Source organism: Vibrio rotiferianus (assembly GCF_002214395.1).
Lineage (GTDB): Bacteria > Pseudomonadota > Gammaproteobacteria > Enterobacterales > Vibrionaceae > Vibrio > Vibrio rotiferianus.
This window is the reverse complement of the sequence record NZ_CP018312.1, coordinates 289,435-315,688: the sequence shown is the minus strand read 5'-3', so window position 1 is coordinate 315,688 and position 26,254 is coordinate 289,435. Positions and strand designations below refer to the sequence as shown.

The following is a 26,254-nucleotide window of genomic DNA, read 5'->3' as shown; positions in this document are numbered from 1 at the left end:
ATAAAAGTGCGGGCAATATTCTCTCAAAGCCAAAATCTGACTGCAAACGTTTTACTCACCATTTTTGCGGTTTTAACTCAATCTTTTTGGAGTTACTGGTGAATTTATTAAAAATTCACCCCATCAAAAGCAAACGATTGGGTAATAAGCTAGACGAATTCAAATCGAAAAAGAGCTTGTAATTCGACCGTGGGAAATTAAAATAGACGTCTAGATGTAGAAACACCTACAAACTGTATTGTATTTTTCGTGGCAAGCTTGCGTTAGTTAGCCATGAGTAAACCTAAAGATTGGAGCTATCATGGCTAAGCACCTGTTCACTTCTGAGTCAGTATCAGAAGGTCATCCAGATAAAATCGCAGACCAAATCTCTGACGCAGTTCTTGATGCAATCCTTGAGCAAGACCCAAAAGCACGCGTTGCTTGTGAAACTTACGTAAAAACCGGCATGGTAATGGTTGGTGGTGAGATCACGACTTCTGCATGGGTTGATATTGAAGAATTGACTCGTGAAACAGTACGTGAGATCGGCTATGTTCATTCTGACATGGGCTTCGACGCAAACTCGTGTGCAGTTCTAAACACCATCGGTAAGCAATCTCCAGACATCAACCAAGGTGTTGATAAATCTGATCCTAAAGAGCAAGGCGCGGGCGACCAAGGCATCATGTTCGGTTACGCAACAAACGAAACTGAAATCCTAATGCCAGCTCCAATTACTTACTCTCACCGTCTTGTTCAAAAACAAGCGGAAGTACGTAAAAACGGCACACTACCTTGGTTGCGTCCAGACGCTAAATCTCAGGTAACGTTCCAGTACGACCAAGGTAAGATCGTTGGTATCGACGCAGTTGTTCTTTCAACTCAACACTGTGACTCAATCTCTACTCCAGACCTACGTGAAGCAGTAATGGAAGAGATCATCAAGCCAGTACTACCTTCAGAGTGGATTAGCAAAGACACAAACTTCTTCATTAACCCAACCGGTCGTTTCGTTATCGGTGGTCCAATGGGTGACTGTGGTCTAACTGGTCGTAAAATCATCGTAGATACTTACGGCGGCGCAGCTCGTCACGGTGGTGGTGCATTCTCTGGTAAAGATCCATCGAAAGTAGACCGCTCTGCAGCTTACGCAGCACGTTACGTAGCGAAAAACATCGTAGCAGCTGGCATGGCTGACCGCTGTGAAATCCAACTTTCTTACGCAATCGGTGTTGCTGATCCAACGTCTATCATGGTTGAAACGTTCGGTACTGAAAAAGTATCTCACGACATCATCATTGAAGCGGTTCGTCAACACTTCGACCTACGTCCATACGGTCTACAAGAAATGCTTAACCTTCTTCAACCAATCTACAAGAAGACAGCAGCATACGGTCACTTCGGTCGCGAAGAGTTCCCATGGGAAGCGACTGATAAAGCTGAACTTCTACGCGACTTCGCTGGCATCAAGTAATCAAGCCACGCAAGAATCGATAAAGCCCTCGCCTCTGGCGAGGGCTTTTTATTTTAGACCTGTCCATTCTTTTTCTCTTTCTCCTTGAACAAAAATTCGGCAATTATTTGTAAATTGCTCCATCTCCGCCAATAGTTAACATAATGTTAAATGCACTTTCGATGTATATAACGTAAACAGCTGTGATGCAGGCTCACGTGGCTAAACAGAGTCATGAAAAACGTCAGCCAACCATCTTTTATGGCCTAGGTGCCACCGTGGGAATAAATCAAGGAGGAGTTATGCCTCGTACCGTAAATCCATCTGACTTCCAAAATAAGCGAAAGGAAGTTCCAGATAACGAATACGCCAGAACCATTCCATGCAATACCGTGAATCTTTCTGCGCCATTCCATTGGCTCGCTCTAGGCCTGCATGACTTTGTCCGCATGCCGATCATCAGTGCCTTTTATGGCATCTGTTTTATGGCGGCCGCGATCGGCATTGTGTTACTGGTGCAATGGCAAGGCACACACTTGGTAGTGATGCCAAGTCTAATTGTCTACATGCTAATCGGCCCATTCCTAGCACTCGGCTTATATGACGCAAGTTGGGAGAGAGAGCGCGGACACAAACCAAGCTTGTTCCACTCAATGAAAGCCATTGGGCGCAACTCCACCTCCCAATGGGCATTCGCCGTTATGCTCGCAGTGTGTATGATTTTCTGGATGCGAATCGCCGCACTACTTCACGCTCTATACCCTTCTGTGCAAGGTGCTCCACTTACTGAATTCCTACCATTTTTGGTTATAGGTTCTCTGGTCGGTTTTGTCTTGGCATGTGTGGTGTTCAGCATTTCTGCTTTCTCAATTCCACTTATGATGGAACGTCGCGTTGATATGATGACAGCCGTTTTCACCAGCTTCAACGCTGTAAAATCTAACATTCCTGCGATGATCGTATGGGCAGCCATTATTTGTGGCGGCATCTTAATCGGCTTTGCGACATACGGTATTGGTATGCTCTTCACTATGCCAATCCTAGGTTACGGTACATGGCATGCGTACCACGCGACTGTTAAGAAAAAACACACGCCTTAGAAAACTGATGCTATGATCCAGCCCTCGCCAATGCGGGGGCTTTTTTATTGAGTAAATGGGGTGAATCGTGGATATAGAACTGAGCTACAAAGCCAAGCAAGTGATGGCCGATTGCATCGCCATGGCAGAACAAGCTTTCCAACGTTCTTTCCCCATTCCATCCCTGACTTTCAATGTACGTGGCAAAGCCGCAGGAAAAGCCTACTTACAGCTGAATGAGGTTCGATTGAATCCAAAACTCTTTAAAGAAAACCCTCAAGCCTTTCTTGAAGAAGTGCTCCCACATGAAGTCGCGCATCTCATTACTTATCAAGTCTACGGTCGAGTTCGCCCGCACGGAAAGGAGTGGCAAGGCGTAATGGAAGCTGTGTTCAAAGTGCCAGCCAAAACCACTCACAGCTTCGATGTGGCCTCTGTGCAAGGTAAAACCTTTGAATACCAATGTAGCTGTATGACCTACCCGTTATCGATTCGTCGCCATAACAAAGTTCTTCGTAAAGAAGCGGTGTATTCATGCCAAAAATGCCGTCGACCACTTAGCTTTACTGGCACGCAGCTCTCCTAAAGCCACGAGCATCCACTTTTCTGTTCCAGAAAGAGAGACATTCGATCTCAAAGCACTGCTTTTCGAGATCTACTGTTAACTTACTCATCACTAAAGCCCATTTATGCGTGTTAGAATGAATAAAGTCATACTTTATAAAGACTTTAATCATGAAATACCTGTTCTCTTTATTCCTACTTGTGCTTTCTAGTGCGGCAATGGCTGCACCTCCAAGCTCTTTCTCTGCGGCTAAGCGTGAAGCGGTAAAAATTTACGCCGATCACCCAACCAGCTTCTACTGTGGTTGTGACATCAAATGGCAAGGTAAGAAAGGCATACCGGATCTTGCTTCATGTGGCTACCAAGTTCGTAAGCAAGAAAAGCGCGCATCACGCATCGAATGGGAGCACGTTGTCCCAGCATGGCAATTCGGCCACCAGCGTCAGTGTTGGCAAAATGGTGGACGCAAAAACTGCACAAGAAACGACAAAGTTTTCAAATCAATGGAAGCTGATCTCCACAACCTGACTCCGGCTATCGGTGAGGTAAACGGCGACCGTTCAAACTACAACTTCAGCCAGTGGAACGGCATGGACGGTGTCAGCTACGGTCGTTGTGAAATGCAAGTTAACTTTAAGCAGCGTAAAGTCATGCCGCCCGATCGCGCGCGTGGTTCAATTGCGCGTACTTACCTCTACATGAGTAAAGAGTACGGCTTCAAACTTTCGAAACAACAAACTCAGTTAATGAGTGCTTGGAACAAAACCTACCCTGTAGACAAGTGGGAATGTGAGCGTGATGAGCGCATTGCTAAGATTCAAGGCAACCACAACCCATTCGTTCAAGAGGCTTGTCGCGCACTGTAATTCTTCTTGCGATTATCGCGATACACCTCTGTAGTTTGAGGCGTTGTCATTTACTGCAATGGAAACGCCTCTTGCCCCTTGTTTTTTCGGTGGAAAGCATCCATGTTAGTGTCTAAACACTCGCGTATGCAGGAAATCGAAACACTATGCGTATCCCTCGAATTTATCATCCAGAAACCATTCAACAACTTGGCATCATTGCTCTGAGCGAAGATGCTGCCGGCCATATTGGTCGCGTGCTGCGCATGAAAGAAGGGCAAGAAGTCCTACTGTTTGACGGTAGCGGCGCAGAATTCCCAGCAGTCATCAGCGAAGTCAGCAAAAAGAATGTAATGGTTGAGATCACTGAACGCGTAGAGAGCGACATTGAGTCACCACTTGATCTTCATCTTGGTCAGGTTATTTCGCGTGGCGACAAGATGGAATTCACCATCCAAAAATCGGTAGAGCTTGGCGTAAATACCATTACACCACTTATCTCTGAGCGTTGCGGCGTAAAACTGGATCAAAAACGTTTTGAGAAGAAACTGGCTCAGTGGCAAAAGATTGCGATCAGTGCGTGTGAACAGTGTGGTCGCAACGTAGTACCTGAAATTCGCCCGATCATGAGTTTAGAAGAGTGGTGCCAAGAAGAGTACGACGGCTTGAAGCTGAACCTTCACCCTCGTGCGAAGTACTCGATAAACACTCTGCCAACGCCTGTTGAAAAAGTTCGTCTATTGATTGGTCCTGAAGGCGGTCTATCTTCCGACGAAATCGATATGACTCGCGAATACCAATTTGAAGAGACGCTACTCGGTCCTCGCGTTCTGCGCACCGAAACTGCGGCTCTGACAGCAATTACAGCCTTACAAGTTCGTTTCGGCGATCTTGGTTAAAACGGAGAAAAATAATGATCAAACTCGGTATTGTAATGGACCCTATCGCGTCCATTAACATCAAGAAAGACTCTAGCTTTGCCATGATGCTTGAAGCGCAACGCCGCGGCTACGAAATCCACTACATGGAAATGAACGATCTGCACCTAGACCAAGGTAAAGCGATCGCAGACACCAAAGTGGTTGAGCTCAAAGAAGATCCAAACGGCTGGTACGAATTCAAGTCAGAGCAGACTATCGAACTGTCCGAGCTTGATGCTGTACTGATGCGTAAAGATCCTCCGTTCGACACTGAATACATCTACGCAACTTACATCCTTGAACGTGCAGAAGAGCAAGGCGCACTGATCGTGAACAAGCCACAAAGCCTACGCGACTGTAACGAGAAACTGTTCACAGCTTGGTTCCCAGAGCTAACGCCAACCACTATCGTGACGCGTAAAGCAGAAAAGATTAAAGCCTTCCGTGAAGAGCACGGTGATGTGATCCTAAAGCCACTTGATGGTATGGGCGGCGCATCTATCTTCCGCGTTAAAGAGAACGATCCAAACGTATCTGTGATCATTGAGACGCTAACGAACCATGGTCAAAACTACGCGATGGCGCAAACCTTCGTGCCAGACATCAGCAATGGTGACAAACGTATCCTAGTGGTTGATGGTGAACCAATGCCTTACTGCCTTGCTCGTATCCCTGCAAAGGGTGAAACGCGTGGTAACCTAGCGGCAGGCGGCACGGGTGAAGCTCGCCCACTAAGTGAAACTGATATGAAGATCGCTCAAGCAGTGGCACCGACCCTAAAAGAAAAAGGCCTTATCTTTGTTGGTCTTGACGTGATTGGCGACAAGCTTACGGAAATCAACGTAACTAGCCCTACTTGTATTCGTGAAATCGAAGCGGCTTTTGATATTTCAATCACTGGCAAGCTAATGGACGCAATTGAGCGCCGCGTAAAAGGCGAATAACTCAAACTGTATTACAGTTAATAAAGAGTGTTGCGGATTAAATTAAGCAAACTCATGCACATACCTACACGGGTGAAAACATGGTGTTTGCTTAAGTATTTTAATAGCCTTATAAGGTCGAGATGAGAATGAACCTCACAAACCACTTCTTAGTTGCCATGCCGGGAATGAAAGATCCCTACTTCCAGAATAGCGTTATCTACGTCTGTGAACACAACGAAGAAGGCGCTATGGGGTTGATGATCAACGCACCTGTCGATATCACGGTTGGTAGTATGCTTAATCAAGTCGAAGTGCAACCTGTGCACCCTCGACTGTTTGAAGCGAGCTTGGATAGGCCAGTTTACAATGGCGGCCCTGTTTCTGAAGATCGCGGTTTTATCCTGCACAAGCCAAAAGACTACTACGAATCAAGCATTCAGATGACCGATGAACTGGCGGTTACTACCTCTAAAGACATCTTGTCAGTACTGGGGACAGAAGCTGAACCTAGCGACTATTTGGTAGCACTGGGATACTCAGGCTGGAGTGCGGGTCAGTTAGAAACCGAGTTGGCTGAGAATTCTTGGCTGACCATCGAAGCGACGCCTGAGATCATTTTCGATACACCGATTATCGATCGCTGGAAAAAAGCAGTCGAGAAGCTTGGCATCGATCCGAGTCAACTGTCTGCGGATGCTGGCCACGCTTAAAGGCGTAAACAACCACTACTTTCATTTATTTAGATTCGAGACTCCTTATGTCACGTACAATCATGGCCTTCGATTTCGGTACCAAGAGCATTGGTAGTGCCATCGGGCAAGAAGTCACAGGCACAGCCTCACCGCTAAAAGCATTCAAAGCGAATGACGGCATTCCAAACTGGGATGACATCGAAAAGCAAATTAAAGAGTGGCAACCAGACCTATTAGTGGTGGGTTTGCCGACAGACTTACACGGTAAAGATCTAGAAACCATTACACCACGAGCAAAGAAGTTCGCCAATCGTCTCCAAGGTCGTTACGGTTTGCCCGTTGAATTGCATGATGAACGCCTATCAACAGCAGAAGCACGCGCAGAGCTGTTCAGTATGGGTGGCTACAAAGCGCTATCGAAAGGCAATATCGACTGCCAATCCGCGGTGGTGATTCTTGAGAGCTGGTTTGAAAACCTTTGGGGTGAGTAGACATTTCAAGCGTAAATAAAAAAGGTTGGCTTCTGCCAGCCTTTTTCGTTTCTGGAGTAGATTATACCAATCACAGTAAATAAGTGATCAGAAATAGCGTAGGGAAAATGCTTGAGAACAAGGCGCAATTTTTTGATAAGTAGTTATTCTACAATCAAAAATTGCAACGCAGTTATCGAGTATTTTAACAAGCTAGAATGACCAGTTATTTACTACGATTGGTATTAATCCATATCGATCTTAACGTTCGCCAGCGTACCTGTAGAGAAGGCTTCACCGCGTTGCGTCTTCAACATCAAACGCAGATCGTTGGCTGAATCCGCACTGTGCAATGCATCTTCTTCGCTGATCTTACCTTGCATCACCAACTTGTAGAGCGATTGGTCGAAGGTCAGCATCCCGAACTCGTTAGAGCGAGCCATGGTCGATTTCAACTCATGCAGATCACCTCGACGGATCAGATCAGAAACACGCGGGCTGTTTAATAAGATTTCAAACACGCCATGACGTCCTTGACCGTTTTTATCACGGATCAACTGCTGACCTACCACACCTTTTAAGTTCATCGACAGATCAAACAGGAACTGATCTTTCTGATCTTTTGGCACTAGGTGCAAAATACGCTCAAGCGCTTGGTTTGCGTTGTTGGCGTGCAGTGTCGCCATACACAAGTGACCTGTCTCAGCAAAGGTCATTGCGTATTCCATCGTTTCTCGGCTACGGATCTCACCAATCAAAATCATGTCTGGAGCCTGACGTAACGAGTTTTTCAACGCCACCTCATAGCTGTCGGTGTCTAAGCCCACTTCACGCTGTGTCACGATACAACGCTTATGCTCGTGCACAAATTCAATAGGGTCTTCTACCGTCAGGATATGGCCAGTTTTGTTGTTGTTTCGATAGCCCGTCATCGCCGCCATAGTCGTTGACTTACCAGAACCAGTTGCACCAACCACCAGCACTAAACCACGCTTGGCAATGGCAAGATCTTGCAGCACCAAAGGTAACTTGAGTTGCTCAAACGTCGGAATATTGGTTTCAATACGACGAATGACTGCTCCCGGCAATTCACGTTGGAAAAAGGCACTGACACGGAAGCGACCACAATCACGGACAATGGCAAAGTTAGACTCACGGCTTTTGCGAAACTCCTGACGTCGCTCTGGGTCCATCGCGCTGTCAAGCAACAAGGCGACGTCATTTTCAGTCAACTTATCGCCTTGCGGGCGCAGTTCGCCATCGACACGAAACAAGATCGGTGCACCAACAGTGATATAGAGATCCGACGCTTTTAACGCCAGCATGCCTTCGAGAAATTTATTCAGGTCCATTATCCGTCTTCATTTTATCAAGATGTCTATTACGAGAATTGCTGCGCTTCAATTTCGATTTTCTTATCCACTTCTTCACGAGTAACCATACCTTGCGCCATCAATTGGCGAGCGTTTTGCTCCATGGTTTGCATACCGTGCGCCGCACCAGTTTGAATGATTGAGTACATCTGCGCGACTTTGTCTTCTCGAATAAGGTTACGGATAGCAGGTGTCGCCATCATGATTTCATGACAAGCAATACGACCGCCGCCGTTACGTTTTAATAGTTTTTGCGCGATAACCGAACGCAATGATTCAGACAGCATCGAACGCACCATGTCTTTGTCACTACCAGGGAAGACGTCAATGATACGGTCGATGGTTTTCGCTGCTGAGCTAGTGTGCAGCGTACCGAAAACAAGGTGGCCCGTTTCAGCGGCTGTCAGCGCCAAACTGATGGTCTCTTTATCACGCATCTCACCAACTAGAATTACATCCGGATCTTCACGCAATGCGCTGCGCAGTGCGTTTTGGAAGCTGTGTGTATCACGGTGTACTTCACGTTGGTTGATCAGACACTTATTGTTGGTGTGAACAAATTCAATCGGATCTTCAATTGTTAGGACATGCTTATTGTGATTACGGTTAATGTAGTCAACAATGGCAGCCAAGGTAGTCGATTTACCAGAACCCGTAGGACCGGTAACCAGTACCAAACCTTTTTCGGCATTGGCGATCTTTCTGAAGATCTCTGGAGCTTCTAGCTCTTCCAGTGTTGGGATACTACTTGGGATGGTACGGAACACAGCCGCACAACCGCGAGATTGGTTGAAGGCGTTGACACGAAAACGGCCAACGTTATGCAATTCAAATGAGAAGTCGACTTCGAGTTTTTCTTCGAACTCACTGCGCTGCGCATCGTTCATGATTTCAAAAACCAAACGATGCACTTCTTGGTGTGTAAACGCTGGAATGCCCAGTTTTCTCACATCACCATCAATACGAACCATTGGTGGTACACCTGCAGAAAGATGTAGATCCGAAGCATTATGTTTTACACTAAAATCCAGTAACTCAGTGATATCCATTTAAAATCCTTAAGTCTAAAGTACAGCTATGAGTAGTATTCAACAAAACATTGAACATATCACCTCTCAAATTCGACACGACGAACAAAAATGCGGTCGTTCTCCAGAGTCAGTGCAACTTCTAGCAGTAAGCAAAACTAAACCTGTCGAGGCAATTCTCGAAGCTTACCAAGCTGGTCAAATAGCATTTGGTGAAAACTACGTCCAAGAGGGCGTCAGTAAAGTTCAGCACTTTGCCGAGCATTATCCAGATAATCGAATCGAATGGCACTTCATTGGTCCGATTCAATCCAATAAATCACGCCCTGTCGCTGAACATTTCGATTGGGTTCACACCATTGATCGCGCTAAGATCGCTCAACGTCTAAATGATCAGCGCCCTAGTGAACTAAAACCGCTACAAGTTCTAATTCAAGTTAACACCAGTGGTGAAGAATCAAAATCTGGTGTGGCTGATGCAGAAATATTCGAACTGGCTGAGTTGATTTCTCGCCTTCCAAACCTCACGTTAAGAGGGTTGATGTCGATTCCTGCCAACGTGCCAGATTACGAATCACAACTTCGCGCATTTAAGCAACTTGAAGAGCTAAAGCAAAAACTAGCTCAGCAATACCCAGGTGTCGACACACTGTCCATGGGGATGAGCGGTGACATGGATGCAGCAATCGAAGCAGGTAGCACCATGGTGCGCATCGGCACAGCGATCTTTGGCGCGCGCGACTACAGCAAACAGCAATAAAAGCGACTCGTTGTCAGACACTGCGAATTTGAGTCTGACCGCCTTTCTTTAGGCAGTCAGAGCAATGTGGTGCAATTATACACCTGAGCGCACAACAAATTGTAAGAATTTATATTTGGAAATCAGACATATGGAACATAAAAAGATTGCCTTTATCGGCGCAGGAAACATGGTGCGAGCGATTGTTTCTGGCCTTGTAGCAAATGGCTACCCTGCACAGAACATCGTTGCGACCGCACCATCTGACACGCGTCGCCAACCTCTTGAGCAAGACTTTGGTATCCGCACCACCAGCGATAACATCGCAGCCGCGTCAGAAGCGGATGTTGTGGTATTGTCTGTAAAACCACAAATGATGGAAGACGTTTGTAAACCACTGCAATCTATCGACTTCAGTGACAAACTGGTTATCTCCATCGCGGCAGGCATCAACTGTTCACGTTTGGATGACATGCTAGCAGCTAAGCTGAACTTGGTTCGCGTGATGCCAAACACGCCATCGCAACTTGGTCTAGGCATGAGTGGGCTTTATGCTCCTGAACATGTGCAAGAACAAGATAGAGCCTTCGCGGCAGAGCTAATGCAAGCCTGCGGTAAGGTATGTTGGGTTGAAAAAGAGTCTGGCATCAACAACGTGATAGCAGCGGCAGGCAGTGCACCAGCTTACTTCTTCCTGTTTATGGAAGCGATGCAAGCAGAAGCGATTGCTCAAGGCTTCGATAAAGACACTGCTCGCACGTTAGTTCAACAATCCGCACTTGGTGCAGCAAGCATGGTGGTAGAAAACCCAGAAACTGAGCTTTCTACACTGCGTGAGAACGTGACATCAAAAGGCGGCACGACAGCAGAAGCACTACGTACGTTCAACGAGCACCAACTGCCTGATATTGTGGCGAAAGCAATGCAAGCTGCAGTTGCTCGCGCTGAAGAAATGGAAAAACTGTTTTAATGACTTGAGTGATACCCACTCTGTGTCACTCACTTACTTGTTAAGGGTACCTTATGAATTCAATGAGTTTTCTAATCTCAACCCTATTTGACCTGTACATCATGGTCGTGATTTTGCGTATTTGGTTGCAGGCTGCACGTGCAGATTTCTACAACCCATTCTCGCAGTTTATTGTCAAAGCAACTCAACCGATTGTAGGACCGCTGCGCCGCGTGATCCCATCCATCGGTAGCATCGACTTAGCGACGGTACTGTTCGCTTACGTGCTGTGTGTACTTAAGTTTGTTGCTCTGATCCTAATTGCTTCAAGTGGTTCGGTTTCTTTCAGTGCTGATTTCCTATTCCTAGGTTTACTATCGCTGGTTAAAGCCGCAGGTGGCTTGTTGTTCTGGGTACTACTAATCCGCGCAATCCTAAGCTGGGTTAGTCAAGGTCGCAGCCCTATCGAGTACGTGTTCCACCAACTAACAGAACCAATGCTAGCGCCAATCCGCCGCATCATCCCTGCAATGGGTGGCTTCGACTTAAGCGTACTAGTACTGTTCATCGGCCTGCAATTCGCTAACTTCCTAATGGGCGACATGATTGGTCCTATCTGGTATCAACTATAATGTCAGAAGCAGTTTGGCATGATGGCGAGGATGTAGTGCTTCGGCTCTACATCCAACCAAAAGCAAGTCGTGACAAGATCGTCGGCTTACATGGTGAAGAACTCAAAATTGCCATCACCGCACCGCCTGTTGATGGAAAAGCGAATGCGCACCTAACCAAATTTTTAGCCAAACAATTTAAAGTTGCTAAAGGTTTGGTTCACATAGAAAAAGGTGAACTGGGACGTCATAAACAAATTCGGATAGAATCCCCAGTACAAATACCAACAGAAATTAAAGCCATCATTTGATGGCTTTTTATTTACGAAATTCGTACCAATAATTAAACGCCCGATTCGAGGAAGTGATAATGAGCAAATGGATTACCGCCCTACTGATCAGCCTATTGTCTTTACCAAGCATGGCAGGTCAGTTCAAAACCATGAAAGACATCGAGGTCCACTACATCGCGTTTAACTCGACTTTTTTAACCCCCAAGATCGCCCGTAGCTACGACATAAAACGCAATGGCTACAATGCAGTACTGAATATCAGCGTGCTCGATAGTGCCTCTCTGGGTAAACCTGCCGTTGAAGCTAAAATCAATGGTCAGGCAAAGAACCTTATCGGTCAAACACAAAAGCTCACTTTCCGCGAAGTGAAAGAAGGTGATGCGATTTACTACCTAGCAGAGTTCGGTATCACTAACGAAGAAACTTTTACCTTCGATATTGACGTTAAAGCTGGAAACAAAGGCTCAGGTAAGCTTAAATTCACCCAGAAATTTTATGTCGAAGAGTAATTAGGTTGTAATGATCTAAAAGCTTTTAGAACATCATAGCCTTAGGGTTTGTTTACCTTTCGAGCTGATTTTTGCAGCGAAAGGTCAACAGACCCTAGAACCAATTTAATCAGGGAGGACACTGCGTTCTCCCTTTATCGCTACAGAAAGAGACGACCATGAAAAAGATAGTGCTAGCAACAGGCAACCAAGGCAAAGTTCGTGAGATGGCAGATCTGCTGTCTGACTTCGGCTTTGAAGTATTGGCGCAAAGTGAATTCAACGTATCTGAAGTAGCAGAAACTGGCACCACTTTCATTGAAAACGCGATCATCAAAGCTCGCCATGCAGCACAAGAAACGGGGCTTCCTGCGATTGCCGACGACTCTGGCTTAGAAGTTGATTTCTTGAAAGGCGCTCCGGGCATTTACTCTGCACGCTATGCAGGTGAAAAAGCCTCTGACCAAGAGAACCTAGAGAAGCTGCTTAAAGCAATGGAAGGCGTACCAGAAGCAGAGCGCACCGCTCGTTTCCACTGCGTATTGGTTTTGATGCGTCACGAGAACGACCCAACCCCTATCGTTTGTCACGGTAAGTGGGAAGGTCGCATTCTCACTGAAGCACACGGTGAAAATGGCTTTGGCTACGACCCAATCTTCTTCGTTCCAGAAGACAACTGCGCGTCAGCCGAACTTGAGCCAGCACGTAAAAAACAACTGTCTCACCGCGGTAAAGCACTCAAGTCGTTGTTTGCTCAACTGTCTGAGCAAGTGTCTCAGTAATCACGAGCGAATTAGACCATGTTAACGCCCCCTGCACTGAGCTTGTATGTACACATCCCGTGGTGTGTACAAAAGTGCCCATATTGCGACTTTAACTCTCACGCACTTAAAGCCGAGATCCCAGAAGAAGAGTACATCAATGCCCTTCTTGAAGATTTGGATACCGACATTGAGAAATACCGTCTTAACGAAGCGCCACGTCCACTGCATTCAATCTTCATTGGTGGTGGTACGCCGAGTTTGATTTCGGCAGAAGGCATCGAGCGTCTACTTAAAGGTATTGAAGCGCGTATTCCGTTCAAGCCTGAAATCGAAATCACCATGGAAGCCAACCCAGGCACCATTGAAGCAGAGCGTTTTGTTGGCTACCGCAAGGCTGGCGTAACACGTATCTCTATCGGCGTGCAAAGCTTTGAACAACAGAAGCTGGAGCGTTTGGGGCGTATTCACGGTCAAGACGAAGCCGTCAATGCAGCTAAGCTAGCGCACCAAATCGGTTTGAACAGCTTTAACCTCGATCTCATGCACGGTTTACCAGATCAAAGCACCGAACAAGCCTTAGCAGATTTGGACAAAGCGATTGAGTTAGCGCCACCGCACTTGTCTTGGTATCAGTTGACCATCGAACCAAACACCATGTTTTATTACAAGCCACCGACTCTGCCAGATGATGATGACTTATGGGATATCTTCGAACAAGGACATGAGAAACTCGCAGCAGCAGGTTACGTTCAATACGAGATTTCAGGTTACAGCAAGCCGGGCTATCAGTGTCAACACAACCTGAACTACTGGCGCTTTGGTGACTATCTTGGCATTGGTTGTGGCTCACACGGTAAGCTGAGCTTTGCTGATGGTCGCATCGTTCGTACCACTAAGGTCAAACACCCACGTGGCTATCTGATGGCATACCAAAACATGGTGAAGCCGTACTTGGATAGTGAACAGCTTGTGGCTAATGAAGATCGTCCGTTTGAGTTCTTTATGAACCGTTTCCGCTTAATGGAAGCGTGCCCGAAACAAGACTACATCGATACGACAGGTCTACCTCTGAGCTCAATTCAAGAGACTATCGATTGGGCGCTTGAGATGGGTTACCTGAGTGAAACAGAGACTCACTGGCAAATTACCGAGAAAGGTAAGCTGTTCCTGAATGACTTGCTTGAAGCCTTTATGGCGGAAGAGGAATAAGAAAGGGAATCGAGATTCGGGAACGGACTGCGTCATATGGAACGCTGCGCTCCGAGAGATTCGCAGAAACTACTGCGGTATATTCGACTAAGCCGATGTTGCAAGTCTTTGTCTCAGCTAAAAATAACAAAGGGTTGGCGCTCAAACGCCAACCCTTTCTTTTATTCGTAACAACACTTATCTAAAACGAAGCGTTCCCAAAGGACGCAGTCCGTCCTCGCTTCTCGCCTCTTTTCCTTAGAAAATCGAACGACCAATGCGCTCGGCAAGTAGCTCAAGCGCTTTAGTACCAGCAAGTGAGTTGCCAGATGCATCAAGCTCTGGAGACCAGACCGCAATCGTCATTTCACCCGGAACGACAGCGATGATGCCACCGCCAACACCAGACTTACCCGGCATACCAACGCGGTAAGCAAATTCACCAGCACCATCGTACAAGCCACAAGTTGCTAGCAATGCATTCAACTGCTTGGTTTGCGTTGGTGATACCACAGGCTTACCCGTTTGTACCGACGTGCCTTTATTAGCTAAGTAGCTAAAGGTCTTCGCGAGATCGACACAGCTCATCTTCAATGCACACGCATGGAAGTAGTTTTGCAGAACGGGGATAACCTCGTTCTCGAAGTTACCAAATGAACGCATCAAGTATGCAATCGCAGCATTGCGGTCGCCATGCATCATTTCAGAAGCTGCAACCACTTTGTCGTACACGATATGAGTATCACCAGATAGCTGACGAGCAAATTCCAATAAACGCTGACGAGGCGCAGAGAGACGGCTTTGCAGCAAATCAGCTACCACAATAGCACCGGCGTTAATAAACGGGTTACGTGGAATGCCTTGCTCCATCTCTAACTGGATCATCGAGTTAAACGCCTGACCAGAAGGCTCTTTACCTACACGACACCAGATCTCTTCTTGCTTGTACAAGCACATTGCCAGAGTCAGGCTCAACGCTTTTGAGATCGACTGAATCGAAAACGACTCTTCTGCATCGCCCGCTTTAATCACTTCACCTTCATTGGTGTATACCGCAATACCCAGTTTGGTATTGGGTACTTTTGCCAATGCAGGAATGTAGTCGGCGACTTTGCCTTGGCCAATTAGAGGGCGAACTTCCGCTAGAATGTCTGTCAAAATTTGCGCTGTAGGTTTCATCTTCTACCTTCTTGTCACAAGAACCCAAATAGCTGGGCCCAGAGGTAAAAAAAGCCAACGCGGACGTTGGCTTTTCCATGGAATTTATTCGACTCAAGTCGATTATGGTTTTATTGCCACAATGATGTTGCGGTTGATGGATTGATCAACGCGGTGAAGATAACCGATGTAAGGCTCTTCTGAAAGCACCTTCCACCCTTGCTCTTCAAATAATGACGCCACGTCTTTCCACTTCAAAGTGAATTCGTTGAAAGACAGCACCACAGAACCTTGTTTCTTCAACACCACTTTCCATGCAGGCAGAGCCTCTTTCAGAAGCTCCAGTGGGCTGCGGTTCAGTTTGCTGTCTTTGGCATTTTTGCTGCCGTGTTGCACGCCGTAAGGCAAGTCGGACACCATCACATCTACCGAGTTCTTCTTCACAACTTGGTCAGCAATACGCGTATCTGCTGAGTACAGCTTCATCGTTTGAAGATTACCTTTGTTGTAATCGTCTTTGTCCGCTGCAGCCTCAACCACGAAGCCATCTGCCACTTTTTTACCACCAGAAGTGCGCTTTTCTTTGCTCACTTTGTGCTTAAAGCGACCGTTCTTCATGAACTTAACGATGAAGGTTTGGATCTCTTGAACCCATTTCTGGTTGATCTCAACACCCACAACATTCAAGCCGTGGATCAAACCTTCAAACAGTGTTGTACCTTTACCACACATAGGATCCATCAGCGTCAATTGCGCACTGCCCGTGTTGGCAGCACTTACACCTAGGTTCACCATCAAACGCGTAAACTGCTCGTTTGTTTTACCTGTGTAACGCAGGATCTGGCTCATGCTCTCAGGAAAAGTATTGAATGCAGGCGCCTGAATTGGACGTAATAAGCCATCTTCACGCACTTCAAATAGCGCGTAGTAGATAGATGACGCAGCAATCTTGCCTGCCTGTGCTTCACTTAGTGCTGTTTCGCAAGAGAACACAAGTGCAGCTGGAAGACCCACGTCTTTATTGCCAATTTCAGTTACTTCAACACCTTCCGACGCCAAAATCGCTTTTAGCTCAGAACATGCAATCGTCATAGCGCTATCAAAGTAAATACGGTTATGACCCGGATTCGCTAATATCGCGTAGTGGTACATCTACTGGCTCCTTAAGCAGTACGCTTGAATTTGATATCCCACACACCGTGACCTAGACGGTGACCGCGAGCTTCAAATTTAGTCAGTGGACGCTCTTCTGGACGAGGAATGAAGTCGCCTTCTTCAGCGATGTTTTCGAAACCAGGTGCTTGGTTCATGATTTCAATCATGTGCTCAGCGTAGTTTTCCCAGTCTGTCGCCATGTGGAAGATACCTTCATTAAGGATAAGCTTCTGACGAACCATTTCAGCGAACTCAAGCTGTACGATACGACGCTTGTGGTGACGCTTTTTGTGCCATGGGTCTGGGAAGAACAGTTGTAGCGTTGCTAGGCTGCCATCTGGGATCATGTGTTCGAATACTTCCACCGCATCGTGACACATTACACGTAGGTTCGTGATACCTGCTTCGCGAGCATCGGCAAGACAAGCACCAACGCCTGGGCTATGAACTTCGATACCGATGAAGTTTTTCTCTGGCGCGTTCTTTGCCATTTCAACCAATGAAGCACCCATACCAAAACCGATCTCAAGCACTACTGGGTTATCGTTGCCAAATACTTCTTTCCAATCAAGAAGTTCTGCTTTGTAGTCGATACCCATTGTTGGCCAGCACTCGTTCATCGCATTCTCTTGGCCCTTAGTTAGACGACCTTCGCGACGCACGAAACTGCGGATTTTACGGATCATTTTACCGTCTTCGTTGTATTCGTTAGTGGTTACTTCACTCATTGATTTTGCCTGCACATTGATTAATCAAAGCGGGGATTATCCAAAGAATTCACTTAGGTGCAAGTATTTGTTGAGCTATCGGACTATGGCAGCCCAAAAGCAAACAAATCAGACACAATATCCCCACAGTTTATCTGTTGTACTTACACCACAATCTGTGGTGCAATTTTGCTCCTAACCAATAATAGAATACAGAGCAAGTCGTGACACCTTTCGCCAGTGCCATCTTAGAATGGTATGACGCATATGGAAGAAAAGATCTTCCGTGGCAACAAAACAAGACCGCTTACAGTGTCTGGTTGTCTGAAATCATGCTTCAGCAAACTCAGGTCACTACGGTTATCCCTTATTACCAACGCTTTTTGGAGCGCTTCCCGACCGTGGTCGATCTTGCCAATGCTGAGCAAGATGAAGTGCTGCACCTTTGGACCGGCTTAGGTTATTACGCACGTGCTCGTAACCTTCATAAAGCCGCAAAAGAGGTCGCCCATAAATACAATGGTGAGTTCCCTTTAGACCTAGAGCAGATGAATGCCTTACCGGGGATTGGTCGCTCCACAGCCGCCGCGGTACTGTCCTCTGTCTATAAACAGCCACATGCGATATTAGATGGCAACGTAAAGCGCACACTTTCACGCTGCTTTGCCGTAGATGGATGGCCGGGACAAAAGAAAGTCGAAAACCAATTGTGGGAAATCGCAGAGACGCACACACCACGAACGGATGTCGACAAGTACAACCAAGCCATGATGGATATGGGTGCCATGATGTGTACCCGCAGTAAGCCTAAGTGCACCTTGTGTCCGGTCAACGAGCTTTGTGTAGCAAAGAAACAAGGTAATGTGCTTGATTACCCGGGTAAGAAGCCGAAAAAAGACAAGCCGGTCAAGCAAACACGTTTCGTTATGCTGCATCACAAAAATGGCGATAGTCACGAAGTGTGGCTAGAACAAAGACCGCAGACGGGTATTTGGGGCGGGCTATTTTGCTTTCCGCAAACTGAGCATATTGATGTGGAGAGCGATATCGATTTACTACTTGAACAGCGTGGTATTCAAGCTAGCGACATTAAACATCAAGAGACGCTGATTACATTCCGCCACACATTCAGTCATTACCACCTTGATATCACGCCGATTTTGATTGACCTGTCAAAGCAACCTAATGTGGTGATGGAAGGTAACAAAGGTCTTTGGTATAACTTATCTAAACCTGAAGAAGTCGGTTTGGCAGCCCCAGTAAAACTGTTACTGGAAGCGCTACCCCACGAGCTTCGTTAATTAATTGCAAGGAGTCATTATGAGCCGCACTGTTTTTTGTGCTCGACTAAAGAAAGAGGGCGAAGGTCTAGACTTTCAACTTTACCCAGGTGAACTAGGTAAACGTATTTTCGATAATATCTCGAAAGAAGCTTGGGCTCAGTGGCAGCACAAACAAACTATGTTGATCAACGAGAAGAAGCTCAACATGATGGATCCTGAACATCGCAAACAACTTGAGACTGAAATGGTGAATTTCTTGTTCGAAGGTAAAGATGTTCACATCGAAGGCTACACGCCACCAAGCGAATAAAGCAAACTTGTTTTAAAACAATGACATCACAACCAACCTTGTGGTGTCATTTTTATATTAGAGCCCACAAAGCCATCTCAATAGTTATGAAAAAAATTGCCTTTATTGCTACCGCACTCTTAATGGCAGGTTGTAGCCGCGAATTCGTCGAGCAAATTTACGACGTCAATTACGAGCCAACCAACCGTTTTGCCAACAACTTAGCAGAACTGCCGGGGCAGTTTGAAAAAGACACCGATGCACTCAATGCACTGATCAGCAGCTTCTCTGGCAACATTAAAAAGCGTTGGGGCCAACGCGAAGTGAAGTTTGCAGGTAAAAGCAATTACGTAAAATACATTGATAACTACTTGAGCCGCGCTGAAGTCGACTTCCAAAAAGGTGTGATTACCATAGAAACGGTTTCTCCAACAGAGCCACAAAAACACCTTAAGAACGCCATTATCACCACGCTTTTAACGCCAGATGATCCGGCTAACGTTGACCTGTTCTCTTCCAAAGAAATCAAATTGGAAGGTCAGCCCTTTCTCTATAAACAGGTTGTCGACCAAGACAAAAAGCCAATTCAGTGGTCATGGCGAGCAAATCGCTTTGCCGATTACCTAATCGCAAATCAAGTCAAAACCAAGGATGTCGACTTTAAGAAAGCGTATTACGTTGAAATCCCAATGGTGGAAGATCACTTCTCGCAGCGCAGTTACCAATATGCTGATATCGTGCGTCGTGCCTCGAAGAAATACGACATCCCTGAAGATTTGATTTACGCCATCATCAAAACCGAAAGTAGCTTTAACCCGTACGCGGTAAGTTGGGCAAATGCGTATGGCTTGATGCAGGTTGTTCCAAAAACGGCTGGCCGTGACGTATTCAAGCTGGTGAAGAATCGTTCTGGGCAGCCAAGCCCAGAATATTTATTTAACCCAGAGAACAACATTGATACCGGAACGGCTTACTTTTACATCCTTAAAAACCGTTATTTGAAAGATGTACAGCACCCAACCTCGTTGGAGTACAGCATGATTTCTGCTTACAACGGCGGAACTGGTGGTGTTTTAAACACTTTCCATCGAACTGATCGCAAACGCGCAATGAAAGATTTAAATTCTTTACAGCCAAATCAAGTTTATTGGGCATTAACAAAAAAACATCCAAACGCAGAAGCACGTCGTTACCTAGAAAAAGTTACAAATTTCAAAAAGGAATTTAACGCTGGATAAACTTTAGCGCGACAGTTGAATAAAAAGCGTTCGAACAACCACTTTTTTGAAATTATTTAAAAAAAGTGGTTGACGCAAAGCAGGAAAATCCGTTTAATAGCGCTCCGTTGCCCGGATAGCTCAGTCGGTAGAGCAGAGGATTGAAAATCCTCGTGTCGGTGGTTCGATTCCGCCTCCGGGCACCACAATTTGATTTGTTGGTGTCTTAACTAAATGTTATTGCACGAACGAAGCACAAAGAATATAGTGTGCCGACTTAGCTCAGTAGGTAGAGCAACTGACTTGTAATCAGTAGGTCACCAGTTCGATTCCGGTAGTCGGCACCATTCTTTTGCCTCGATAGCTCAGTCGGTAGAGCAGAGGATTGAAAATCCTCGTGTCGGTGGTTCGATTCCGCCTCGAGGCACCATATTTGGTGCGCTTGCTTAAAGCAAGACACAAACAGAATAGTTCCTCCTTAGCTCAGTTGGTAGAGCGACGGACTGTTAATCCGCAGGTCACTGGTTCAAGTCCAGTAGGAGGAGCCAACTTCTAGAGTTTCATGTAAATGAGATTCTTAAAAATGAAGAGTTAACTCTTCTAAAAAGAATAAAGTGTGCCGACTTAGCTCAGTAGGTAGAGCAACTGACTTGTAATCAGTAGGTCACCAGTTCGATTCCGGTAGTCGGCACCATTCTTTTGCCTCGATAGCTCAGTCGGTAGAGCAGAGGATTGAAAATCCTCGTGTCGGTGGTTCGATTCCGCCTCGAGGCACCATATTTGGTGCACTTGCTTAAAGCAAGACACAAACAGAATAGTTCCTCCTTAGCTCAGTTGGTAGAGCGACGGACTGTTAATCCGCAGGTCACTGGTTCAAGTCCAGTAGGAGGAGCCAACTTTGAAAGCCAAGTCTTCGGACTTGGCTTTTTTCTTATCTGCAACACTCACCCCCCTCTCTACTTTCATTTCCTTCTTTTCCTTTTCTCATCAATCTCCCCTCGAAACCTCGTTATAAACTCATACTTCATTTGATAAAAAGCACTTATTTCACGCTAAAAATTTAATCCAAATCATAGTTTCAACATTGATGCATAGGCGCTTGTGTACAAGTTCAATATGATGAATTTATTATTACGCCCCCTAATAAGCTATGCATTGCATAGTAAATAACACGCCTTGTGAGCTAACTATGAAATTAAAAACTCAAGCCTATTTATTATCTGCAATCATTTTGATTGCCCTGCTTGCTTTGACCGCAACGGGTCTTTGGACACTGCGTGTCGCAAGTAATCTAGATAACAAAGCTCGAGTTACAGAGCTATTTAAGAGTGCCTATAGCATTCTGACTGAAGTCGAGAAAATGGCAGTGGAAGGCAAAATGCCGGAAGACGAAGCAAAATCACTAGCGACTCGCCTACTTCGCAACAATATCTACAAAGATAACGAATATGTGTATGTTGCAGATGAAAATATGATGTTCGTAGCAGCACCGCTTGACCCTCAATTACACGGCACAAGTTTCCATGACTTCCGCGATGGCGATGGCAACAGTGTTGGCCAACTGATCTTAGATGTTCTGGGTCGAAAGACAGGTCAAATCGTTGAATATACTTGGACACAGAAACTGCCTGACGGCACGATTGAAGAAAAGCACTCTATCGCAGAGAAAACCCCGCACTGGAACTGGGTTGTCGGTACAGGCATTGGCTTTAACGAAGTAAATGCGCGCTTCTGGTCTACAGCGCAGTGGCAGCTTGCACTGTGTCTAGCGATCGCAGGAGCTATCCTGGGTGGTTTAATTATCTCTATCCGTAAAATGCTTAACCTGCTAGGTGGTGAGCCAAATGACGTCCGTGAAGCAGTTCAAGCGGTTGCTCAGGGTAACATCCAAACCAGCTTTGAGTACGCAGCACCTAAAGACAGTATCTATGGCGCCGTACAGGAGATGAGTCAATCATTAGCTAAGATGGTTACTAACTTGGACGAATCAATGCATGCATTACGTTCAGAGCTGTCTGCTGTAGAGTCTCGCTCTAATTCCATTGCTGATTTGACCATGTCTCAACAACAATCAACAGCCATGATCGCAACCGCTATGACAGAAATGGCATCGTCAGCAAACCATGTAGCAAGTTCAGCAAGTGATACAGCACACAACACTGATGAAGCCGACAAACAGAGCCAGCACACACAATCACTGATCCACAGCACGGTAGACAACATTCAGGGCCTAGCAACGCAACTAAACACAGCAAGCAAAGCCGTGGCAGACCTAGATCAGAACGTAAACAGCATTGTTAAAGTGCTAGATGTCATTGGTGATATTGCAGAACAAACAAACCTACTGGCGTTGAATGCCGCAATTGAAGCTGCACGTGCAGGTGAACAAGGTCGAGGCTTCGCAGTTGTTGCAGATGAAGTTCGTAACTTAGCAGGTCGTACGCAAGATAGCACAAAAGAGATACAGCAAATGATCTCTAACCTACAAGAAGGCTCACGTAACGCAATTCACACGATGGAAGTTTGTGCTGAAACTAGTGAAAGTACTGTGACAGAATCAATGAACGCGTCAGAAGCACTACAGCAGATCGTCACAGCATTAGAGTCAATCACTGGTATGAGTCAACAAATTGCTACGGCAGCGGCAGAACAAACTCAAGTGAGTGATGATATTGCACACCGTATTAATCTCATTGAAGAAAGTGGTAGCCAGCTAAATGTCGTAGTGACAGAAAGCCAATCAAGCACACAAACATTGGCATCTTTGGCTGATGAGCTCGAAGGCTGGGTCAACAAGTTCTCTGTAAAGCACTAGTTTAAAGTCAATTGTTCAATAAAAAGCACGTTTTAGGACGTGCTTTTTTTGTTTTTACTGATAAATAATAGCTACCGCCTTCTAAAACCGATGGCCGACATTGCCTATCAGGTGGTGATATTATGTCAAAAATGCATAAAAACACCCCATTACGCACACAAAAACAGCAAACGATATTTTTTTTGTATTTTATTGTTGACCTAAAAGCCGAAAAGCCTTTTAATACACCTCGTCGCCCGGATAGCTCAGTCGGTAGAGCAGAGGATTGAAAATCCTCGTGTCGGTGGTTCGATTCCGCCTCCGGGCACCACAATTTAAAATTGTTGGTGTCTAACACGAACAATATAAAGAATAACGGTACGCCGACTTAGCTCAGTAGGTAGAGCAACTGACTTGTAATCAGTAGGTCACCAGTTCGATTCCGGTAGTCGGCACCATTTATTCTTACACAAGATAATTCCTCCTTAGCTCAGTTGGTAGAGCGACGGACTGTTAATCCGCAGGTCACTGGTTCAAGTCCAGTAGGAGGAGCCATCTTTCAGTTAGTAAGTCGATTACTTATTAACGAAAATGTGCCGACTTAGCTCAGTAGGTAGAGCAACTGACTTGTAATCAGTAGGTCACCAGTTCGATTCCGGTAGTCGGCACCACTTATTAAAATTTGTTCCTCCTTAGCTCAGTTGGTAGAGCGACGGACTGTTAATCCGCAGGTCACTGGTTCAAGTCCAGTAGGAGGAGCCATATTAGAAAAAGCCGCATCACTTGATGCGGCTTTTTTGCATCTGCAGAAAATCCACTGCTCCCCCATCCACCTTTCTCTGAATAAACAAAAAGCTAGGTGATGTACCCAGCTTTCTCTTTTTTTTCGTATCAGTGAGCAGCTAAACAGAAGACTAGCTCAAACCTCCAAGACAGATGTACTTAGTCTCTTGATACTCATCCATGCCTTGCTTAGCACCTTCACGACCAATGCCAGATTCTTTGATCCCGCCAAACGGCGCAACTTCCGTAGAAATAATTCCTTCATTTACCCCTACCATGCCATATTCCAAACCTTCACTAAATTTGATGATGCGCTTCAAACTATCGGTGTAGAAGTAGCAAGCTAAACCATATTCAGTGTCATTCGCCATCGAGAGCACTTGTTCATCGTCATCAAAACTAATGACTGGCAGAACCGGACCAAACAACTCTTGTTGCACGATCGCCATACCTTGTTCGACATTACCTAAGATAACTGGCTCCATAAAGCGCCCAGGACGTTTTTGAGGCTGATTAAGTATCGTTGCTCCTTCTTGTACTGCCAGATCGATCACCGCCTCTAAACGATGCTTAGAGGCCATAGTAATAACAGGACCAAGAGTTGTATTTTCCTCAAGACCATTGCCGACTGTAAGGCTTGCAGCTTTATCTAACAGCTTAGTTAAGAACGTCTCCTTTACGTTCTGATGCACATATAAGCGGTTGGTACACACACAGGTTTGTCCGGCATTACGAAACTTAGAAGCAATCAAGCCATTCGCTGCAGCTTCTAAATCTGCATCGTCAAAAACAATATAAGGCGCGTTTCCACCTAATTCCATAGAAGCTGCTTTAACCGTATCACTAGCCTGCTTCATTAAGATCTTGCCTACACGCGTAGAACCAGTGAAAGAGATCTTCTTAATGCGAGGATCGGTACTCAAAACTACGCCAAACTCCGCGGCTTGTTCAGAAACAACAGTAGACAATAGAGCTTTAGGAATACCAGCCTGATGAGCAAGCTCCACCGCAGCCAGAGCAGTCAAAGGAGTTAATTCAGAAGGTTTAATGATCATCCCACATCCCGCAGCCAAAGCAGGCGCGGCTTTTCGAGTGATCATTGCAATAGGGAAATTCCATGGTGTAATCGCTGCACACACGCCTACGGGCTGTTTGATGGTAGAGAGGCGTCTATCTACAGCAGGAGCAGGAATAACCTCACCATAGGCACGTTTAGCCTCCTCTGCGAACCATTCTACAAAAGAAGCTCCGTATGCGACCTCTCCACGACTTTCAGTAAGGGGTTTACCTTGTTCTAAGGTAATGATGTTCGCGATGTCTTCCGTATGCTCTACAAGCAATTGGAACCACTTTTTCAGGGAAGTGGAACGTGCTTTAGCGCTGAGTTTTGCCCATTCGATTTGAGCTAACTTACATGCCTCTATTTGCGCATCGAGCTCGTCCAAAGAACTAGGCTTTAAGTGAATCAACTCTTTTTCAGTGGCAGGATTAATAACTGCAATCCCATCTTGAGAAGAAAGGTTTTCGAATAAGACTCTTAGCGTTTCACTTTGTATCTGCTGCATCATTAGATTGTACTCCCAAAAGAACCTGTATTAGGTTAATCCTTCCAATGAACAAGAGTAAAGCAAACATAGTTTTCTTCGGCCTTTACTCATGCGAACAGCAACCTGCTTTTGCACTTTGAACTGCCATGAATAGGCGGACTAACGTACCAATGATATTCACTCATCTCAAAGTGACATCATTTTGCACTAAAAAGATATACACCCACTCAAAGGCTAGATTCGTAAATAAACGGCAGGAAACATACACCGAGAATAGTTTAACCTTTTAGATGAACAAATGGGGGGGTACAGACTACAGGCAAGCCCTTACAAGGTTCTTTACCTAGAAATAAGGCACAATTTTACTTTCTAAAGAAGTGAGCAAACAGCTAGGATTACAGGTAATTGGCCTCTTACACAATCGCGCCCCATTCGCTGGTAGACGAACAGAGCGATTAGATACTAAAAAGCGCTATCACTTCTTCCGGGACGTGTTATTTAGGGCTTTGCCTGAATAAGTGGTGAGCTGGCGGAGCGACTGGGCTTGCACTCAATTGGACTCACACACGAGCGGGACTCGTTGGTCGTAGACCAAAATAATAGTGCAAACGAAAAAGCCCTAGCATTTCTGCTAGGGCTTTGTCTGAATAAGTGGCGGAGCGGACGGGACTCGAACCCGCGACCCCCGGCGTGACAGGCCGGTATTCTAACCAACTGAACTACCGCTCCGCACTGGTTAGACATTTAAGTCTAAGTTTTTGTCTTCACTTTTTCATAAAAAGTGAAAATAAAATACAAGCCTGGCGATGTCCTACTCTCACATGGGGAAGCCCCACACTACCATCGGCGCTAATTCGTTTCACTTCTGAGTTCGGAATGGAAGTCAGGTGGGTCCAAATCGCTATGGTCGCCAAGCAAATTCTTTAATTCGGAAAGCTGTTTTCAGTTCTTAACAC

General features: G+C 45.8%; 25 protein-coding genes, 13 tRNA genes and 1 rRNA gene. 31 read left to right on the top strand and 8 right to left on the bottom strand.

Annotated features, from left to right (window positions below; all coding sequences use genetic code 11):
• Nucleotides 1-301 precede the first annotated feature (301 nt).
• The 8 genes from metK to ruvX all read left to right on the top strand — a co-directional run bounded on the left by metK (nucleotide 302) and on the right by ruvX (nucleotide 6,953).
• Nucleotides 302-1,456, top strand: a complete 1,155-nt coding sequence (gene metK / locus BSZ04_RS10555) for a methionine adenosyltransferase (protein ID WP_088880365.1) — start codon at nucleotides 302-304, stop codon at nucleotides 1,454-1,456.
• 281 nt (nucleotides 1,457-1,737) lie between these two features.
• A complete protein-coding gene (locus BSZ04_RS10550; RefSeq protein ID WP_010450336.1) occupies nucleotides 1,738-2,535 on the top strand; it encodes a DUF2189 domain-containing protein in 798 nt (265 codons plus the stop codon).
• Nucleotides 2,536-2,602: 67 nt separating this feature from the next.
• The gene (locus BSZ04_RS10545; protein ID WP_088880364.1) at nucleotides 2,603-3,100 is read left to right on the top strand and encodes a SprT family zinc-dependent metalloprotease; all 498 of its coding nucleotides are present in this window, start codon (nucleotides 2,603-2,605) and stop codon (nucleotides 3,098-3,100) included.
• Nucleotides 3,101-3,249: 149 nt separating this feature from the next.
• Nucleotides 3,250-3,945, top strand: coding sequence for a deoxyribonuclease I (gene endA, locus BSZ04_RS10540; protein WP_088880363.1), 696 nt, complete (start codon nucleotides 3,250-3,252; stop codon nucleotides 3,943-3,945).
• Nucleotides 3,946-4,091: 146 nt separating this feature from the next.
• A complete protein-coding gene (gene rsmE, locus BSZ04_RS10535; protein ID WP_010450342.1) occupies nucleotides 4,092-4,823 on the top strand; it encodes a 16S rRNA (uracil(1498)-N(3))-methyltransferase in 732 nt (243 codons plus the stop codon).
• A gap of 14 nt (nucleotides 4,824-4,837) precedes the next feature.
• A complete protein-coding gene (gene gshB, locus BSZ04_RS10530) occupies nucleotides 4,838-5,788 on the top strand; it encodes a glutathione synthase (protein ID WP_045389733.1) in 951 nt (316 codons plus the stop codon).
• A gap of 128 nt (nucleotides 5,789-5,916) precedes the next feature.
• Nucleotides 5,917-6,480, top strand: coding sequence for a YqgE/AlgH family protein (locus BSZ04_RS10525; protein WP_010450344.1), 564 nt, complete (start codon nucleotides 5,917-5,919; stop codon nucleotides 6,478-6,480).
• A 47-nt stretch (nucleotides 6,481-6,527) separates the two neighbouring features.
• Nucleotides 6,528-6,953: a Holliday junction resolvase RuvX gene (gene ruvX / locus BSZ04_RS10520; RefSeq protein ID WP_010450345.1), complete on the top strand. Its 426-nt coding sequence runs from the start codon at nucleotides 6,528-6,530 to the stop codon at nucleotides 6,951-6,953.
• Nucleotides 6,954-7,177: 224 nt separating this feature from the next.
• On the opposite strand, the gene BSZ04_RS10515 is transcribed toward ruvX, so the two are convergent.
• Entirely contained in the window at nucleotides 7,178-8,284 is a 1,107-nt protein-coding gene (locus BSZ04_RS10515) for a PilT/PilU family type 4a pilus ATPase (protein ID WP_010450346.1), read from the bottom strand.
• Nucleotides 8,285-8,313: 29 nt separating this feature from the next.
• The gene (locus BSZ04_RS10510) at nucleotides 8,314-9,354 is read right to left on the bottom strand and encodes a type IV pilus twitching motility protein PilT (RefSeq protein ID WP_010450347.1); all 1,041 of its coding nucleotides are present in this window, start codon (nucleotides 9,352-9,354) and stop codon (nucleotides 8,314-8,316) included.
• Nucleotides 9,355-9,382: 28 nt separating this feature from the next.
• Between BSZ04_RS10510 and BSZ04_RS10505 the strand changes: the two genes are divergently transcribed.
• The 7 genes from BSZ04_RS10505 (at nucleotide 9,383) to hemW (ending at nucleotide 14,386) form a co-directional block, all read left to right on the top strand.
• The gene (locus BSZ04_RS10505) at nucleotides 9,383-10,093 is read left to right on the top strand and encodes a YggS family pyridoxal phosphate-dependent enzyme (RefSeq protein WP_088880362.1); all 711 of its coding nucleotides are present in this window, start codon (nucleotides 9,383-9,385) and stop codon (nucleotides 10,091-10,093) included.
• A 130-nt stretch (nucleotides 10,094-10,223) separates the two neighbouring features.
• The gene (proC, locus tag BSZ04_RS10500; RefSeq protein ID WP_088880361.1) at nucleotides 10,224-11,042 is read left to right on the top strand and encodes a pyrroline-5-carboxylate reductase; all 819 of its coding nucleotides are present in this window, start codon (nucleotides 10,224-10,226) and stop codon (nucleotides 11,040-11,042) included.
• A gap of 53 nt (nucleotides 11,043-11,095) precedes the next feature.
• A complete protein-coding gene (locus BSZ04_RS10495) occupies nucleotides 11,096-11,653 on the top strand; it encodes a YggT family protein (RefSeq protein ID WP_010450350.1) in 558 nt (185 codons plus the stop codon).
• Complete coding sequence (gene yggU / locus BSZ04_RS10490; protein ID WP_005425805.1) at nucleotides 11,653-11,943, top strand: DUF167 family protein YggU; 291 nt, start codon at nucleotides 11,653-11,655, stop codon at nucleotides 11,941-11,943. Before BSZ04_RS10495 ends, yggU begins: the two co-directional genes overlap by 1 nt.
• A gap of 59 nt (nucleotides 11,944-12,002) precedes the next feature.
• Entirely contained in the window at nucleotides 12,003-12,434 is a 432-nt protein-coding gene (locus tag BSZ04_RS10485) for a DUF4426 domain-containing protein (protein ID WP_088880360.1), read from the top strand.
• Nucleotides 12,435-12,592: 158 nt separating this feature from the next.
• Nucleotides 12,593-13,195: an XTP/dITP diphosphatase gene (locus BSZ04_RS10480; protein WP_005436525.1), complete on the top strand. Its 603-nt coding sequence runs from the start codon at nucleotides 12,593-12,595 to the stop codon at nucleotides 13,193-13,195.
• Between the two features lie 18 nt (nucleotides 13,196-13,213).
• Entirely contained in the window at nucleotides 13,214-14,386 is a 1,173-nt protein-coding gene (hemW, locus tag BSZ04_RS10475; protein ID WP_050909847.1) for a radical SAM family heme chaperone HemW, read from the top strand.
• A 237-nt stretch (nucleotides 14,387-14,623) separates the two neighbouring features.
• Here hemW and glsB read toward each other — a convergent pair whose 3' ends face one another.
• The 3 genes from glsB to trmB all read right to left on the bottom strand — a co-directional run bounded on the left by glsB (nucleotide 14,624) and on the right by trmB (nucleotide 17,406).
• A complete protein-coding gene (glsB, locus tag BSZ04_RS10470) occupies nucleotides 14,624-15,544 on the bottom strand; it encodes a glutaminase B (RefSeq protein ID WP_005425799.1) in 921 nt (306 codons plus the stop codon).
• A 102-nt stretch (nucleotides 15,545-15,646) separates the two neighbouring features.
• A complete protein-coding gene (locus tag BSZ04_RS10465) occupies nucleotides 15,647-16,675 on the bottom strand; it encodes a TRM11 family SAM-dependent methyltransferase (RefSeq protein ID WP_038886316.1) in 1,029 nt (342 codons plus the stop codon).
• An 11-nt stretch (nucleotides 16,676-16,686) separates the two neighbouring features.
• On the bottom strand, nucleotides 16,687-17,406 hold the full coding sequence (gene trmB, locus BSZ04_RS10460; RefSeq protein WP_038886314.1) for a tRNA (guanosine(46)-N7)-methyltransferase TrmB: 720 nt from the start codon (nucleotides 17,404-17,406) through the stop codon (nucleotides 16,687-16,689).
• A gap of 203 nt (nucleotides 17,407-17,609) precedes the next feature.
• Here trmB and mutY point away from each other — a divergent pair, with 203 nt between their 5' ends.
• The 16 genes from mutY to BSZ04_RS10380 all read left to right on the top strand — a co-directional run bounded on the left by mutY (nucleotide 17,610) and on the right by BSZ04_RS10380 (nucleotide 23,730).
• The gene (gene mutY, locus BSZ04_RS10455) at nucleotides 17,610-18,686 is read left to right on the top strand and encodes an A/G-specific adenine glycosylase (RefSeq protein WP_088880359.1); all 1,077 of its coding nucleotides are present in this window, start codon (nucleotides 17,610-17,612) and stop codon (nucleotides 18,684-18,686) included.
• Between the two features lie 19 nt (nucleotides 18,687-18,705).
• A complete protein-coding gene (locus tag BSZ04_RS10450) occupies nucleotides 18,706-18,978 on the top strand; it encodes an oxidative damage protection protein (RefSeq protein WP_005425792.1) in 273 nt (90 codons plus the stop codon).
• An 86-nt stretch (nucleotides 18,979-19,064) separates the two neighbouring features.
• Complete coding sequence (gene mltC / locus BSZ04_RS10445) at nucleotides 19,065-20,195, top strand: membrane-bound lytic murein transglycosylase MltC (protein WP_088880358.1); 1,131 nt, start codon at nucleotides 19,065-19,067, stop codon at nucleotides 20,193-20,195.
• 109 nt (nucleotides 20,196-20,304) lie between these two features.
• Nucleotides 20,305-20,380, top strand: a tRNA-Phe gene (locus BSZ04_RS10440).
• A 65-nt stretch (nucleotides 20,381-20,445) separates the two neighbouring features.
• Nucleotides 20,446-20,521, top strand: a tRNA-Thr gene (locus tag BSZ04_RS10435).
• Nucleotides 20,522-20,528: 7 nt separating this feature from the next.
• Nucleotides 20,529-20,604: transfer RNA gene (locus BSZ04_RS10430), tRNA-Phe, on the top strand.
• A gap of 42 nt (nucleotides 20,605-20,646) precedes the next feature.
• A tRNA-Asn gene (locus BSZ04_RS10425) sits at nucleotides 20,647-20,722 on the top strand.
• A gap of 70 nt (nucleotides 20,723-20,792) precedes the next feature.
• Nucleotides 20,793-20,868 (top strand) — tRNA-Thr (locus BSZ04_RS10420).
• A gap of 7 nt (nucleotides 20,869-20,875) precedes the next feature.
• Nucleotides 20,876-20,951: transfer RNA gene (locus BSZ04_RS10415), tRNA-Phe, on the top strand.
• A 42-nt stretch (nucleotides 20,952-20,993) separates the two neighbouring features.
• Nucleotides 20,994-21,069: transfer RNA gene (locus BSZ04_RS10410), tRNA-Asn, on the top strand.
• A 294-nt stretch (nucleotides 21,070-21,363) separates the two neighbouring features.
• Nucleotides 21,364-22,989: a methyl-accepting chemotaxis protein gene (locus BSZ04_RS10405; protein WP_088880357.1), complete on the top strand. Its 1,626-nt coding sequence runs from the start codon at nucleotides 21,364-21,366 to the stop codon at nucleotides 22,987-22,989.
• A gap of 234 nt (nucleotides 22,990-23,223) precedes the next feature.
• Nucleotides 23,224-23,299 (top strand) — tRNA-Phe (locus BSZ04_RS10400).
• Between the two features lie 51 nt (nucleotides 23,300-23,350).
• Nucleotides 23,351-23,426 (top strand) — tRNA-Thr (locus BSZ04_RS10395).
• A 21-nt stretch (nucleotides 23,427-23,447) separates the two neighbouring features.
• A tRNA-Asn gene (locus BSZ04_RS10390) sits at nucleotides 23,448-23,523 on the top strand.
• A gap of 40 nt (nucleotides 23,524-23,563) precedes the next feature.
• Nucleotides 23,564-23,639, top strand: a tRNA-Thr gene (locus tag BSZ04_RS10385).
• A 15-nt stretch (nucleotides 23,640-23,654) separates the two neighbouring features.
• A tRNA-Asn gene (locus tag BSZ04_RS10380) sits at nucleotides 23,655-23,730 on the top strand.
• Nucleotides 23,731-23,882: 152 nt separating this feature from the next.
• Here BSZ04_RS10380 and BSZ04_RS10375 read toward each other — a convergent pair.
• The 3 genes from BSZ04_RS10375 to rrf form a co-directional block, all read right to left on the bottom strand.
• A complete protein-coding gene (locus BSZ04_RS10375) occupies nucleotides 23,883-25,319 on the bottom strand; it encodes an NAD-dependent succinate-semialdehyde dehydrogenase (RefSeq protein ID WP_162531056.1) in 1,437 nt (478 codons plus the stop codon).
• A gap of 631 nt (nucleotides 25,320-25,950) precedes the next feature.
• Nucleotides 25,951-26,027 (bottom strand) — tRNA-Asp (locus tag BSZ04_RS10370).
• 69 nt (nucleotides 26,028-26,096) lie between these two features.
• A 5S ribosomal RNA gene (gene rrf, locus BSZ04_RS10365) occupies nucleotides 26,097-26,213 on the bottom strand.
• Nucleotides 26,214-26,254: the final 41 nt, after the last annotated feature.

What these genes read in the sequence shown, in the direction of transcription:
- metK (WP_088880365.1), top strand. Translation starts at nt 302, where the DNA reads ATGGCTAAGCACCTGTTCACTTCTGAGTCAGTATCAGAAGGTCATCCA.
- BSZ04_RS10550 (WP_010450336.1), top strand. Translation starts at nt 1,738, where the DNA reads ATGCCTCGTACCGTAAATCCATCTGACTTCCAAAATAAGCGAAAGGAA.
- endA (WP_088880363.1), top strand. Translation starts at nt 3,250, where the DNA reads ATGAAATACCTGTTCTCTTTATTCCTACTTGTGCTTTCTAGTGCGGCA.
- rsmE (WP_010450342.1), top strand. Translation starts at nt 4,092, where the DNA reads ATGCGTATCCCTCGAATTTATCATCCAGAAACCATTCAACAACTTGGC.
- gshB (WP_045389733.1), top strand. Translation starts at nt 4,838, where the DNA reads ATGATCAAACTCGGTATTGTAATGGACCCTATCGCGTCCATTAACATC.
- BSZ04_RS10525 (WP_010450344.1), top strand. Translation starts at nt 5,917, where the DNA reads ATGAACCTCACAAACCACTTCTTAGTTGCCATGCCGGGAATGAAAGAT.
- ruvX (WP_010450345.1), top strand. Translation starts at nt 6,528, where the DNA reads ATGTCACGTACAATCATGGCCTTCGATTTCGGTACCAAGAGCATTGGT.
- BSZ04_RS10515 (WP_010450346.1), bottom strand. Translation starts at nt 8,284, where the DNA reads ATGGACCTGAATAAATTTCTCGAAGGCATGCTGGCGTTAAAAGCGTCG.
- BSZ04_RS10510 (WP_010450347.1), bottom strand. Translation starts at nt 9,354, where the DNA reads ATGGATATCACTGAGTTACTGGATTTTAGTGTAAAACATAATGCTTCG.
- BSZ04_RS10505 (WP_088880362.1), top strand. Translation starts at nt 9,383, where the DNA reads ATGAGTAGTATTCAACAAAACATTGAACATATCACCTCTCAAATTCGA.
- proC (WP_088880361.1), top strand. Translation starts at nt 10,224, where the DNA reads ATGGAACATAAAAAGATTGCCTTTATCGGCGCAGGAAACATGGTGCGA.
- BSZ04_RS10495 (WP_010450350.1), top strand. Translation starts at nt 11,096, where the DNA reads ATGAATTCAATGAGTTTTCTAATCTCAACCCTATTTGACCTGTACATC.
- yggU (WP_005425805.1), top strand. Translation starts at nt 11,653, where the DNA reads ATGTCAGAAGCAGTTTGGCATGATGGCGAGGATGTAGTGCTTCGGCTC.
- BSZ04_RS10485 (WP_088880360.1), top strand. Translation starts at nt 12,003, where the DNA reads ATGAGCAAATGGATTACCGCCCTACTGATCAGCCTATTGTCTTTACCA.
- BSZ04_RS10480 (WP_005436525.1), top strand. Translation starts at nt 12,593, where the DNA reads ATGAAAAAGATAGTGCTAGCAACAGGCAACCAAGGCAAAGTTCGTGAG.
- hemW (WP_050909847.1), top strand. Translation starts at nt 13,214, where the DNA reads ATGTTAACGCCCCCTGCACTGAGCTTGTATGTACACATCCCGTGGTGT.
- glsB (WP_005425799.1), bottom strand. Translation starts at nt 15,544, where the DNA reads ATGAAACCTACAGCGCAAATTTTGACAGACATTCTAGCGGAAGTTCGC.
- BSZ04_RS10465 (WP_038886316.1), bottom strand. Translation starts at nt 16,675, where the DNA reads ATGTACCACTACGCGATATTAGCGAATCCGGGTCATAACCGTATTTAC.
- trmB (WP_038886314.1), bottom strand. Translation starts at nt 17,406, where the DNA reads ATGAGTGAAGTAACCACTAACGAATACAACGAAGACGGTAAAATGATC.
- BSZ04_RS10450 (WP_005425792.1), top strand. Translation starts at nt 18,706, where the DNA reads ATGAGCCGCACTGTTTTTTGTGCTCGACTAAAGAAAGAGGGCGAAGGT.
- mltC (WP_088880358.1), top strand. Translation starts at nt 19,065, where the DNA reads ATGAAAAAAATTGCCTTTATTGCTACCGCACTCTTAATGGCAGGTTGT.
- BSZ04_RS10405 (WP_088880357.1), top strand. Translation starts at nt 21,364, where the DNA reads ATGAAATTAAAAACTCAAGCCTATTTATTATCTGCAATCATTTTGATT.
- BSZ04_RS10375 (WP_162531056.1), bottom strand. Translation starts at nt 25,319, where the DNA reads ATGATGCAGCAGATACAAAGTGAAACGCTAAGAGTCTTATTCGAAAAC.